8 protein-coding genes are annotated in these 13,942 nt (G+C 40.3%); 4 read left to right on the plus strand and 4 right to left on the minus strand.

What is annotated here, in order from left to right:
- The first annotated feature begins 172 nt into the window (after nt 1–172).
- The 3 genes from CPT03_RS04020 to CPT03_RS04030 are packed head-to-tail and all read left to right on the plus strand — an operon-like array spanning nt 173 to nt 4,344.
- Nucleotides 173–739, plus strand: a complete 567-nt coding sequence (locus tag CPT03_RS04020; protein WP_099437638.1) for an RNA polymerase sigma factor — start codon at nt 173–175, stop codon at nt 737–739.
- The gene (locus CPT03_RS04025) at nt 729–2,648 is read left to right on the plus strand and encodes a glycoside hydrolase family 97 protein (protein ID WP_099437639.1); all 1,920 of its coding nucleotides are present in this window, start codon (nt 729–731) and stop codon (nt 2,646–2,648) included. The genes CPT03_RS04020 and CPT03_RS04025 overlap by 11 nt, the downstream gene beginning before the upstream one ends.
- 58 nt (nt 2,649–2,706) lie before the next feature.
- Entirely contained in the window at nt 2,707–4,344 is a 1,638-nt protein-coding gene (locus CPT03_RS04030) for a hypothetical protein (protein ID WP_216641604.1), read from the plus strand.
- A 58-nt stretch (nt 4,345–4,402) separates the two neighbouring features.
- Here CPT03_RS04030 and CPT03_RS04035 read toward each other — a convergent pair whose 3' ends face one another.
- The 4 genes from CPT03_RS04035 to CPT03_RS04050 all read right to left on the minus strand — a co-directional run bounded on the left by CPT03_RS04035 (nt 4,403) and on the right by CPT03_RS04050 (nt 11,967).
- Nucleotides 4,403–5,701 (minus strand): alginate lyase family protein, encoded by a 1,299-nt coding sequence (locus CPT03_RS04035; protein WP_099437641.1) that lies wholly within the window; start codon nt 5,699–5,701, stop codon nt 4,403–4,405.
- 107 nt (nt 5,702–5,808) lie between these two features.
- On the minus strand, nt 5,809–6,843 hold the full coding sequence (locus tag CPT03_RS04040; RefSeq protein ID WP_099437642.1) for an IPT/TIG domain-containing protein: 1,035 nt from the start codon (nt 6,841–6,843) through the stop codon (nt 5,809–5,811).
- 48 nt (nt 6,844–6,891) lie between these two features.
- The gene (locus CPT03_RS04045) at nt 6,892–8,667 is read right to left on the minus strand and encodes a RagB/SusD family nutrient uptake outer membrane protein (protein WP_099441001.1); all 1,776 of its coding nucleotides are present in this window, start codon (nt 8,665–8,667) and stop codon (nt 6,892–6,894) included.
- 21 nt (nt 8,668–8,688) lie between these two features.
- Nucleotides 8,689–11,967 carry a SusC/RagA family TonB-linked outer membrane protein gene (locus CPT03_RS04050; RefSeq protein WP_216641605.1) on the minus strand — a complete coding sequence of 1,093 codons (3,279 nt, stop codon included), beginning with the start codon at nt 11,965–11,967 and terminating at the stop codon, nt 8,689–8,691.
- Nucleotides 11,968–12,297: 330 nt separating this feature from the next.
- Between CPT03_RS04050 and CPT03_RS04055 the strand changes: the two genes are divergently transcribed.
- Nucleotides 12,298–13,938 (plus strand): right-handed parallel beta-helix repeat-containing protein, encoded by a 1,641-nt coding sequence (locus tag CPT03_RS04055; RefSeq protein WP_099437643.1) that lies wholly within the window; start codon nt 12,298–12,300, stop codon nt 13,936–13,938.
- The last annotated feature ends 4 nt before the right edge of the window (nt 13,939–13,942 follow it).

A 13,942-nucleotide genomic window follows, 5' to 3' on the forward strand; every position in this document is an offset into this window, starting at 1 on the left:
TTAAAAACGTCATCTGGCGAAAATACACTCCTTAATTACGATTTTGTACCCTTCCTTTTTTTTATCCCAAACCATCTTCGTAACTGCAATTTACGGCAAGTTTTGAGCTGAAAATATTTCTTCGCAGGCTTGCTTCAAACTAAACATTGCAGTAACCAAATATTTAATTCTTATGAACAAAGTTCACAATTTGAAGGTGCTATGGGATCGTACCAGAAATGGCGAGCAAAAATCTTTTGCCTTACTACATAAAGCACTTTATCCAGACCTATTCAGGTATGCGATTACAATGATTCAGGATACGGATGTGGTTGATGATCTGCTGCAGGAACTCTTTATTAAGTTCTGGGAAAATAGAGTGAAGATAGGAGAGATCACGAATGTAAGGGCTTACTTTTACCGTTCAACACGCTGTATTTTATTAGACCATATCAGAAGATCTCAGTTGAAAGCAGCAAAGCTTGATGCGATGCCAATTGCAGAATTCGAATTTTCAAATGAAGATGCTATTATTTCAAGGGAGCAGGATGTGGAATTAAAGGAGGCGATGATAGGGGCAATTAATAATCTGCCACTAAAACAGCGTGAGGTAATTCATATGCGTTTCTATCAGGATCTCAATTATAACCAGATTGCAGCAATTACAGGAATAAGGTACCAATCTGTAGTTAACCAGGTTTACCGAGCAGTTCAGATTTTACGTGAAACGTGTGTACTATCCAATATTTATGCAGCTTAGAAAATTAAAACCGCTCTTAACCATTACTGTTGCTCTGTTTGGTTTCTTTAGTTCCGCCAGGGCGCAGCAATTGGTTTCAGGCTCCCTTCAACAATTGTATTCTCCTGATAGAAATATCTTAATAACGTTTTATCAGAAGCAGTTAACCGACAGTACCTGTGGTATGTATTACACGGTAAATTTTAAAGGGAGACCTGTTGTGCTGGAATCTCTATTAGATTTACAGCTAGATAATCATTTGAGTGAGCAGGCAATGGCTTTAAAGGTAGATCGCCATGAGAAATGGTTTGAAAACCTGAAGATAACTGGGATTGTTCGCAGTACTAAAGATACCGTGTGGGCGCCCATAACCGGAGAAAGTTCCCAGATCAGAGATCATTATCAAGCTATTACTATACAGGCGGTAAAGGAGGATAATCCTATTTACCCGATGAATATTGAGATACGGGCTTATAATGAGGGTGCTGCATTCAGGTATTTCTTCCCGGAAAATGAGAAGGGAACTTATTATCGGATCGTGTCTGAAAATACAGAGTTTTCATTGCCCGAAGGCACTAATGCCTGGCATGCCTCGTGGGCACAGGCACCATATAAGTTGTTGCCTTTAAAGAATTGGAAGGATGAAGGAGAACGACCTTTGACCCTGGAGTTGCCAGGTGGGTTATATGCCTGCCTTGCAGAGGCACAGATGGTTGATTATGCCCGTACAAAGTTTAAATTGAGTGCTGTAAAATCCAATACCATTCTAACCTCTATGTACACGCCTGCCGATCTGATCTCACCTTTTGGTACCCCATGGAGGGTTATAATGGTAGCAGAAAAAGCGGGAGACCTGATCCAGAACAACCATTTGGTGCTCAACCTGAATACTCCATCCATGATTAAGGATGAAAGCTGGGTAAAACCGGGTAAGATTATTAGGGTGATGACCCAGACCACTGCTGATGCAAAGGCTAATATTGATTTTGCAGTAAAACATAATCTTCAGTATATCCTTTTCGATTGGAAATGGTATGGCCCCTCATTTACTTTTAAATCTGATGCCACAAAGGTGGCCATCCCGGATTTTGATCTTCCCGATATCATCAAATACGGAAAGGAACGGGGAGTTGGGGTTTGGCTGTATGTAAATTTACAGGCCTTGTACAGCCAATCAGATAGTTTATTTAAGGTTTATAAGAAATGGGGTGTAAAAGGTGTAAAATTTGGTTTTGTACAAGTTGGGTCTCACCGCTGGACTACCTGGGTGCAAAAAGCCATTCAACAGGCTGCGGAGTCGCAAATTATGGTGAACATCCATGATGATTGGCGACCTACAGGAGAACAGCGTACCTGGCCAAATCTGTTAACTTCGGAGGGAATTAGAGGTAATGAGGAAATGCCTGATGCCACCAGCAATACCATTATGCCTTTTACCAGATATATAGCCGGAGCAGCAGATTATACCATCTGCTATTATGACCCACGGATCAAAACAAGTCATGCTCATCAGCTGGCTATGGCAGCGGTATATTACAGCCCGTTACAAACTTTATACTGGTATGATCTGCCAGCTTATTCTAAAGATGAACCTGAGCTGGAGTTCTGGGATAAAATTCCGACAACGTGGGATGAAACCAGGGTATTGGATGGAACACCGGGTAAATATATTACCACTGCCAGACGAAAAGCAAAGGATTGGTTTATTGGAACCCTTACCAATAATGATGCACGTAAGCTTAAAATACCTTTAAACTTTTTATCAAAGGATAAAAAGTACATCGCCAGTATTTATTCAGATGATCCTTCGGTTGCCACATCTACCAAAGTAAGGGTAACCAGGAAATCGGTGGATCATAAAACAATAATTGAAACAGATTTAATTCCTTCGGGAGGGCAGGCCATTTGGATCAGAGAAATTACGAAATAGTATTTAGCAATGCTATTTCGTAATTTCCCCTTCTTGTCGATATTTTTTAGAAATATAAATGATGAAAACTAAGTTCATACTACTGCTTATCCTTTTTTTTGGTGCGCTTTCAATTTCAGTAAAAGGGGCAGTGTGGCAATGGTCGGTAGCGGTAAAAACCATTAAGAATGATAAACCGTGTAGGGCCTATTTATGGATTCCGCCAGATTGCAAAAGGGTAAAAGCCTTTATTTTTGCACAGAATAATATGGAAGAACATTCGATCCTGGAGGATCCTGAGTTCAGAAAGGCTATGGGCAAACTCGGAATTGCCCAGGTTTGGATTAGCCCTGCATATGATCTTTTTTTTAATTTTAATCAGGGTGCCGGAACCATCTTTAGTGGCGTTATGAATGATCTTGCAGAGGTATCTGGTTATAAAGAATTACGGGATGCACCATTTATTGGCATGGGACATTCAGCAGCAGCAAGTGCTCCATACTATATGGCAGCTTGGAATCCTGAAAGGGCACTTGCAGCAATTTCAGTGAGTGGCCAATGGCCTTACTTCCGCCATCCGGTTTTTGCCCCGGATATTTGGGGAACCAGAAATATCGATTTTATTCCTTGTCTTGAAACTATGGGAGAGTATGAGGACGCAGAAAATGTGGCAATAGAAGGGTTAAAACAAAAAACGGCACATCCGCTAATGCCCTTAAGCATGCTGGCAAGTCCTGCTGAAGGACATTTTGCAGGTAGCACTGAAAAGGGTAAATATATTGCCCTCTATATAAAGAAAGTAATGCAATACCGCTTACCTAAAGGTGCAAACCAGTTGGGGCTAAGACCAATAGATCCAACTAATACTGGTTGGCTGGTATATAAGTGGAGGAAAGATGAGGTTCCCAGGGCAGAGGCGGCACCAGTGGGCCGTTACAACGGGGATCCGGCACAAGCTTTCTGGTATTTTGATGAGGAATTGGCAAAGGCAACTTTGAACTATCAGGCCAGGCACCGAAATAAAAAAGTTCAGCTAATTGGCTATGTGCAAAATGGAAAAATGGTAGGACAAAGAAATACACATCAGCAGGTTAACCTTAAATTTGAACCTTTAGCCGATGGGATAACCTTTAAGTTGGGAGCAGCTTTTTATGATACCATACCAGGAGGAAGCCCCCGGCCAGCTATTTGGGCTGAAGCCCCTGCAGGTGAGCACATTGGCCATGTGAAAAATGCTGGTTCGATAACAATCCAGCACATTACCGGTCCTATGATCAAACTTAATGATTCTACTTTTCGTATTCAGCCTCAATCCGGATTCTGGCAAAATCCACACAGTTACGAGCTGTGGTTTGCTGCCATTCATCCAGGCGATGAACGGTATAAACCAGCCGTGCAGCAGGCCCAAATGCTTGTTCCTCCTTTAAATACTGCGGGTAGGGTACAGCAGCTTACCTTTTCAGCTATTCCGGATCAGCGTGAAAATGAAAAAGGCATTAAGCTTAACGCCAGTTCAGATGCTAACGTGCCTGTTTCTTTCTACGTGCAAGATGGACCTGCTGAAATTGTGGGTGATCGTCTGAATCTTCTTAAAGTTCCTCCCGGGAGTCGTTTTCCTGTAAAAGTTACTGTTGTGGCCTGGCAGTATGGGAACAGTAATGAACCTAAATTACAAACTGCAAATCCTGTTATAAATACGTTCTGGATTAGGCGTTAAAATAAAATAGGGGCTGTATCATAAATACGGCCCCTATTTTATTTTAACTAAAAATGTATCATGGTAAAGTGTACATTAATGTTCCGAACCCTAGCTGATCAAAGCCTCCGCTGTTTGGTCCATAATCACCTCCACCTCCTTCAGATAAAGTTGTTTGTACACCCATAGCAATATAACGGGTTGCAGGCTCAGCAACTTGTTTTATTTTTGTATAATGAAAATAAGGAGCAGACCACATAGGGCGGGTAGTGCCCCGGCTATTGTCGCTTACTACCTTATGTATCTCCGACTGGGCACAATTTGCTGCCCACAAACGGGTGTATTCGTGAAAAGGAACTTCTAATCTGGCTACATTGTATTTAGCAGTGTATTCACAGGCTTTAAGGAAACGATTATTATCCAGACCATAAAAATCATCGCCCTGGTTCCATGCCAGTTGACTGATGGTACTCATCAATGCAATTACTAATGTAGCATGTCCCTGATCGCGTCCACTTTCCTGCAACTGTGCCAAACCTGCATTCTCTCCATCAAACACATAATTAATTGCTTTAAACCAATTGCCATTACCATTGCCTCTTTGCAGATAGTTAATGGTATAATTATACATTGGCCGGTTATCTGTTAGTATACCTATAGCCATAATAGAGGCAAGGTTACACAAATCCCAGTTTGCCCAATAGTGGGAATCGCAGGTACCGTTATGTCTATTCAGGAAATCTTTGTTTATAGGATAAAAAACATCAACCATCCATTTTTGATATGCTTTAAAATCCTGAGGTTGCCAATTGCTATAATCCCTCATTAATTCGCCCACTACTGCAAATTGATAACCATAAATACCAGCTGCCAATTGAGCGTTTGAATCGCCGCTTATGCGTTTGCAGGTACTTGACCAGGCATTCAATATTTGAATAGATTTTTGGGCATATGCATTATCACCTGAAATTTTCCACCTTAATGCCAGTTGATAAGCCGCCGCAACGTCATTAAATGCTCTTGAATAATTATCAGGATCTGGCTCCTCTGCACTTCCGCCACCACGAACCAGCTTTGCTGGGGGATTTGGTGTGTAAGTTAACTGTGCATGTGAGTTTGCAAGAAGTTTATTATATCCTGAAACCCATGGCTGCGCATTGTCATTCAGCTTTGTTTTTATTCTTGTAAAATCGGCCGCGGTGTGTAATCCCCCCACATGTTTCATAGCCATGCCGGGTGCCAATGTATCGATAGATAAAACATTCCCATTCGGAGGAGTTATTGGATCTGGTGTTTTAAGAACGGAGTTTTTCTTACTACAATTTAAAAGGAAGATCGATCCCGCAAAAAGCAGAAGAACAGTACTAAATAGTTTCATAATTACGATTTTAAATTAATAGGAATAATTGCAGGCTTAATAGCTGATCGGATATGAAGATGTGCTCTGATTTGATATAGACAAGCCAGAGCACATCATTTTAAATTTTAGTTGTCTTTTACGCCATAAAACTCTAGCTCACTTACATTCAGGTTTCCGGTAGCAAAATACACGTATAAGTAGCGGTAACTGGTTGTACTGTTTATGGTTGCTACATTCCAATCATAAATAGGGGCTGTTGTGATGGTAAATAAAAGGTCGCCGTTTGTAGTTCCAACTTTATCCGGATCATTTGTTCCATACACCCGGGCGCCATTCATTCTGGCCGCATTTCCGGTTCTTGGATAATAACGCATCCTGTTCAGTTTCGCTTTAGCTAATCCTAAATCCAGACCAACATATCCTGATGCAACAGCACCATCAACAAAGGTTGCTATATTTCCATCAAAAGCAGCTGCAACTGTTGTAGCCGGATTGTTGCTCCATGACCCTGGAGTTCCTATTATGGTACCAGCTAATTTTTCTTCACCTACTAAGAAATAAATACCTTCAATTTCCTGTAGGCCTACGTAAAGTTTAATTAAGCCCGTAACACCATCCTTAGGTACTTTTACTTCTATCTTTGTATCTGTTACTGAGGTTACCTCAGCATTAACTCCACCGAAAGTAACTTTGATGTCGCTCGGGATAATCCCAAAGTTCTTGCCTAATATGGTAACTACAGAACCTTCCAGGCCAAATCCAGGAGAGATATTACTGATTTCACCTCCGGGTATAAAGGCAAAATCCCCCGATATTTCTTTGGTAAATTGCCACACCTTAACCTTTATCTTTCCACTGGTAGCATTTTTAGGAACAGTCACTACAATCTGCTTATCAGTAACACTAACAATGTCGTCCTGGGTAGCTGCCACACCATTAAAATAAACAGTAACAGCTCTTTTAACATCTCCAAAATTAGTCCCGTTAATGGTGATTTGATATCCCGGGCGTCCCGCGCTCGGAGAAAAATCATTTACAGTTAGTTCAGGGTAATTAAATTCTCTGAAGCTAGGACCTTTTTCACAGGAGGTGAACAAAATCGCAAAGAAGGAGAGAATGCCTAACCAACTCAATATATTATAAACTTGTAATGTTTTCATAATTTCTAAATATCTGATGATAATCCAATTAGGTTGTCTGTTCTATAACTAGTTATAGCCAGGGTTTTGAAGCAAATTCTTATTTAAAATGATTTGGCTTAATGGTATTGGATATAAATAATGTTTTGCTGCAACAGAGTGGTTTACTGAGCTAGAAACAACTACACTTTTTAGCATACCTTTTGGTGTTTGCACTACCTCTTCTCCCCACACATACGTCGTAGCTTTATAAAGCGAAGTTGGCTGACCAGAAGCATCCTTAAATGGTGTAGCATAACTTGCATCACCTACAACTCTCCCTAAACGAGAAGTGTTTAAAGATGCTTCCAGAATGCCCCAGCGTTTTAAATCATCAAAACGCTTGCCTTCACGATATAACTCAACAGCTCTTTCTCTTCTTATTTCTTCTTTCATATCCAGCCCGTTTGTTCCAGCCAATGCATTTGTTAAACGTGCTACTCCTCCGCGATCTCTTAATTTATTAATAGAAGCATCCAGTTGTGCATCGGTAATGTTGCCATTTAATTCAATTAATGCTTCTGCGTAAATCAGGTAAATTTCTGCTAAACGAATAATTGGCCAATTGGCTGATTCGGTAAGGTCAATCCTTCTTGAACCGTAGCCGTAAACTGCATATTTGCTGTTGCCATAACCACTTGAACCCAGACTTCCAAAATCGAGCGTAACAGAGGTAGGTGCTGTCATAGAACCATATAAGTAATTCAATAAACGCCTGTCTCTATTTTGAAATTCAGAATCTGCAGTATGGTAGCCCAGAAACAAAGGCGATTTAGTTGGAGGTAATCCGTCTGTACACACTGCCATGTCCAAAAATTTGCGGCTTGGATATAACTGCCAGGATGTCCAGCTAATGTTTATTCTTGACTGCTTGTAAGTATAATCATAGGTTTGATATAGTATAAACTCTTTATTACTAGTTTTATCATATCCACCCGGATTAGATCCCGCATCCTCAAGGTTAAATAAATACCATGAACTTAGGTTTGCCATTTTTGAATCGGCATTTTTGTTCCACAACTCATAGCCTCCATTATTCATGATATCTTGGCATTGTGCAACAGCATCTGTTAAATACTTATTTACATTAGCGGCTTCGTATCCGGCGGTGCCGGCTCCTTTACTTGTGCCATCCCCGTCAGGAGTTTGACCTACATATTTTTCCCATGTAGCTTCATGCAATAATACCTGGGCCTTTAAAGCCTTTGCTGCCCATTTGCTTGCCCTTCCTTTATCTGTGGCAGTTAAGTTTTGTTCAATAGGCAATTTTGCAATGGCCTCATCTAAATCTGTTAAAATTTGTGCCACCACCTGGTATCGGCTATTGCGCTTGGCAAATAGGTCTGGTGAGTTCACATCCATTACAGTTGTTACAATAGGTACGCCGCCGAAAGTTTTTAGCAAACCAAAATAAGTATAAGCCCTAAAGAAGTAAGCTTCGCCTACATACTGACTTATTTCTCCTGGATTTGTATAGGTACTTGCTTTTTCAAGCAAAGTATTACAGCTTCTAATCCCTGAATAATCCCAGTTAGTACTTCCAACTGCGATGGTACCATAACCTATGTCAAAACCGTTCCCATTGCTATTTGCAGACAGGTCTGAGCTGTTGTCCATATTGCTAAAACTCCATCCCTGAAGCCGCCCATAAAAGGCGGTCGCATATGCTTTAAAATCGGCGGCCTTTTTAAAATAAACTGCATCTGTAAATTGTGCAGTGGGAGTAAGGTCTATAAAATCTTTCTGGCATGCAGAAACACTTAAACCAAGCACCCCTATAGTTATATAATTGAATATCTTTTTCATTGTTTTAATCATTACTGGTTATTAAAATCCAACGTTTAATCCGAACGACCACGTCCTTGCAAACGGATAGCCACTGTTTATCGATGCCTCGCCCATTTCCGGGTCAAAACCATCTTTTATAGAGGTTTTTTCCCACAAGTCATTTCCTGAGAAGTAGAACCTTACTTTCGCTAATTTTATCTTCTCTGTCATTCTTTGAGGTAAAGTATACCCTACAACCAGTGTTTTTAAGCGGATGTAGCGGTTATTTTGTAACATAAAATCGTTATTGGAATAGTTCCATGACGCTCTGGTTGGATTAACAGTTAAACGGGGAAATAAAGCATCCTGATGGCCTTCTGTCCATGTTTGTCCAAGGTATGAGGGGTTTTGATTTGTAAATAGTGCAGCAAACGGATAAGCCATATAACCACCCCGCATGATGTTCTGTTTTAGCTGACCTTGGAAAAAGGTATTCAAGTCGAAACCTTTCCATGAACCGCCCAAATTGAAACCAAAATTAAAATGTGGAGTGCCATCACCGGCATATACTAAAGAACTTTTTGCGTCGCCTATATTGGTAATATTGCCTGTTCCTGCAACATCAACTCGCTTTGTATCGCCAGGACGCAAAGCAACAGCCTGATTGTTTTTTGGCATATTGGCCAGATTGGTACTGGTTCCATAGGCCGCATAATAGGCATCAACTTCTGCCTGGTTTTTAAAGTAACCATCTGTTTTGTATACAAACCAGGATTGCCATGGACGCCCGTTTACAATTCCATTTCTCCCTGCCCCGTAACTATCAGCACCCTCTACTCCGGATACCATAGTTTTTGTATCACCGATGTTAAAGGCCATATTATAGCTAAAGTCACCTTTTGTATCTTTCCAGCCTATAATAAACTCCCAGCCTTTAGTATTGAATTTACCACTATTGGTTTTAGGAGCAGTGCCACCCAGTACAGAAGGATAGTTTACATTGATTAACATTCCAATATTGTTTTTCTCGAAAACATCAAAGCTGGTAGTTAAGCGACTATCAAAAAATTCCAGGTCAATACCCAGGTTTTTTTGCTCAACTTTTTCCCATGTACGCGTATAGCTAATTAAACCATTGTTGTTTAAACTGCTTGATGACTGTGGTGAAGCTGGCGAGCCCAAAACAGTAGATCCAATATTGATGGTAGATAGGTAATCAAAAGCACCCAGGCCAGATGCTTCATTTCCTGTAACCCCGTAAGAAGCTCTTATTTTACCGAAGTTAAGAACAGGAGTAATGCCTGTCAGAAAATTTTCTTTAGTAAATATCCAGCCAAGTTGGGCAGATCCGAAATTTTTAAACTTATATCCTGAGGCAAATCTGGAGTTACCATCTCTTCTGCCTACTAGTTCCAATAAATATTTTTCTCCATAATTATAGTTCAATCTTGTCAGGTAAGAGTACCTGCCAATTTGTGTTTTGTCCCCGTTGTTTGTTTGAGTTTCTAAACCGGCCAAACTGATATCATAAACGCCCTGGTCTGCAAAACCCACACGGGTACCAGACAAAAACTGCGAACTGTTCTTCTCTGCATTGAGGCCTGCCATTGCCGATATATTGTGGACGCCATTGATTGTTTTTTCGTAACGTAACAATGCCGAGTAATATTGATAAAGTCCTTGCCAGGCATTGGTATTGTAAGTATTATTTGTACCCCCGGTATTTAAACCGATTCCGGTAGGCGTACCATACCAGTTGTACAGCTGTACTGGTAATACATATCTTTCTGAATTAAATCTTTCATTCTGTAAAGATGCCAGACCCTCTAAAGCAAGATCCTTAAAAATCTGATAGGTGGCAGTCAGATCTACCCGTCCGGTAAGTGAATTTCTATTTTCCCGCCCACCTGCAGCAGTCATGGCTGCCGCATTTCTGTTAGCACCGCCATCAATTCCATTAAATGTGGCAAACCATTGCCCATAGGGATTTTTAGCCGGATAAAACGGCATGTCAAAAGCATAAAGTGTATTATCTAGCCCAACAGAGGGGGTACTGGTATTTGCATTGATTAAACTAACATTAGATTCAATCTTAAATTTTTCAGATAGCTTATAATTGTTGCTAAAGCGAAGGTTGTATTGTTTCTGCCCGTCATAAGCAGTAGCTAAATTCCCTTTATTGTTCGCATAACCTACAGAAAGGCGATATCCTGATGTGTCTGTACCTTTAGAAATACTTAAATTATGCTGCTGCGAATAGCGCCTGGCAAACATCTCATCCAATCGGTTAGCATTAAAAATGTAATAATCTGTTCCAAAAAGATCATATCTGCCCTCAACTCCTTGCTGCATTTTCAGTAAGTTGTCTTTATTTCCCCAAACCCAGTAATTAGGTGTGGTTTCTTGTTCATTTGCGGCTAACCAGATTGAAGCATATTGCTGCATAGATGGCGAATAGCTGGTAATACCGTTGGTATTAAAACGGGCATTGCCATTGTAGTCTACTTTTAATTTGCCCTTTCCTTTCTTGGTGGTTACCAGGATCACACCATTTGAAGCCCGAGAACCATAAATTGCCGCGGCCCCATCTTTCAAAACAGAAATGCTCTCAATATCATCGCTATTCATATTCTGAAAAGAATAGGAATTGAGAACAGGTACACCATCCACAATAATCAATGGGTCGCTACCATTCACAGAAGAGTTTCCACGAATCCTGAATGCTAAGCCTTCGTTACCCGGTCGTGGCGAACTACGGGTAACCAACAGTCCTGGCGATTGCCCTTGCAATGCCAGGCCCACATTAGTTACTGCACGGTCTTCAAAAACTTTACGGTCAATAGTTTCCACCGCACCTGTAAGAGTTGCTTTCTTTTGCTTGCCATAGCCAACAACTACTAACTCCTCCAGTACATCATTCGAATCTTTTAACGTAACATTAATAACCTCTTTGTTATTAACTGCCAGTTCCCGCGTTTCAAAGCCAATGAAGCTAAAAACCAGAATACTTGTGTTATTTGGCACGGTAAGCTTATACTTTCCGCTTTTATCTGTTACAGCCCCCAGGTTGGTACCTTTAACTTTAACAGACACCCCTGGCAGCGGCTCTCCTTTAGCATCGGTTACAGTACCCGATATTACCTGGTCAAACTTTGCGGAATTAACCAATACGCTATGTATATCAGCATAATGGAGATCCGAAAAGCGATCAGGAATGTTATGAGTGTTGGAGGATTTAGAATAGGCTAGATTGATCAGTGACGAAAACAAAATCATCTGACCAAATCCAACTTTCGCAATCTTACTCCATTGAATTGAATTTTGTAAGTGAAGTTTCATAAATTTATTTGGTTCTTTAATTGAAAAAATAAAAAGACCGCTCTACTATTCTAAATAGCTGCGGTGTGATTAATTAACAGATAGTATTTTCTGTACTAAGGAATCCTTTTCATATGCTCGGTTTATATTGGTTTATTTATAGACGCAGCACTTTCAATTCAATACTCTTTACTACCAGATTTCATCAGTATGTTTTGTAGGTAAATTGTTGTTTGTTAGCTTTAAGTCTGCCAGGGTCGGAGTAACATAAGGGCACATTTCAGCATTGCGAGTGAGCTAGTGAGTATAAAAATTGCTTTATGCTGTCATACCATTATAATTAAAGTTTAAATGAAAAAAATTGTCTTGTTTTTTAGTCTTTGTTTTGTCCAATCTTTTTTGGTGAATGCTTATTTTCAAACGGAATCAGCACCCGGGAATATCATCTATGTTTCTAAATCTGGAAATGATGCTGCCAATGGTTCCATTACACAACCTCTATTGACCATAAACAATGCTGTCCTGAAAGCAAAACCGGGAGATCAGGTGATTGTCCGCAAAGGCATTTACAGAGAACTTGTGATTTTAAATAGCGGTGGCGCATCTGAGCATCAAAGGATCACTATAAAAGCAGCCAAAGGCGAAACAGTAAGTATTAGAGGGTCTGAACAGGTTAAAAACTGGATCAAGAAAAAAGATGGCATTTGGGAACTGCACATAGATACTTCATCATTTAAAGGCATTATCTTTTACAATAATGTAAAAATGCAGCAGAAAGATAGCCCCAAACAAGTAAATGAAACAGTATTAAGCTGGATATCAGAAAAGGATGCGGGGAAGATTCTGATCAAAGCAAATTTTGGTAAACATAATCCTAACCAAGTGCTTGCAGAAATCCCTGTAAGACCATTCGGAATTTCAGCTTCTGGAAATGTGAATTACATTACTATTGATGGAATTAATGTTAATCAAGTGTTGAGCCCCATTGCAAGCATCTATGGGAAACAGGGAGGAGCAATTGAAACGGGAAGCGGAACACATTGGACCATCCAAAATTGCACTATTGATAATTGCACTGGGGTGGGCATTTCAATTGGTACTATCGGTAAAACTTATCCCGAAGCCAGCCCAAGAAATCCAGAGTTTAGCGATTATAAAGAAATCGAAAAAGTTGGTCATCATATTATTCGTAATAACCATATTTTAAACTGCGGTCAGGCCGGGATTTTTGGTTTAGCAGGAGGTACTTCCAGTTTGATAAAAGGAAACCTTATCGAAAAGATCAATACAGAAGGGTCATATACAGGTGCAGAATCTGCCGGTATCAGACTGGCCATAGCCATAGATGCAGTAATAAAAGGAAACTTAATCAGACAAGTTAAGGGTAACCAGAGTTATGGTATTTATCTGGGGCCATTGTTTCAGGCAGCGCGGATAAGCGAAAATATAATTTCTGATGTCCAGGCTGATGTGATATATCTATTTGATAGTCATGGGCCGGCGCTGGTTGATAATAATGTGCTTGCTTCGGGGGACGAGGCCGGAAAATCAGGAGTTAAAATGCTTGCCAGCGAGGCAAATGTTTTTATCAAAAACCTGTTTTATAACTGTAGTTTTACCAATGAACGCAGGCCTGGTAAATCGGTTGCTACAAGTAATTACCTGCCACATACTTTAGTCATCAAACAAACTATCCCTTCGCTTGATATAGACCACCGTTGGTTTGGAAATACTTTTGTAAAACAAAAGCTGGATATTCAAAGCTGTACCGGTTGCAAGGTAGACTACAACACGTTTGTTGAAGATGCCGGTTTCCATTTAACACACACTGCCAATGGTGCAAATATTAAAACTAACCTGAAGGTTCATGGTAAAACACATCCGGAATTCAATGCAGAATTCATTGGCTTTTTTACTTTAAGCAAGCAGTACCTCGAGTATCCAAACGGAAATCCACAATTGCCTAATTCATTTTCATTACTAAAAAAATAACAAC

The organism is Pedobacter ginsengisoli, from assembly GCF_002736205.1.
Lineage (GTDB): Bacteria > Bacteroidota > Bacteroidia > Sphingobacteriales > Sphingobacteriaceae > Pedobacter > Pedobacter ginsengisoli_A.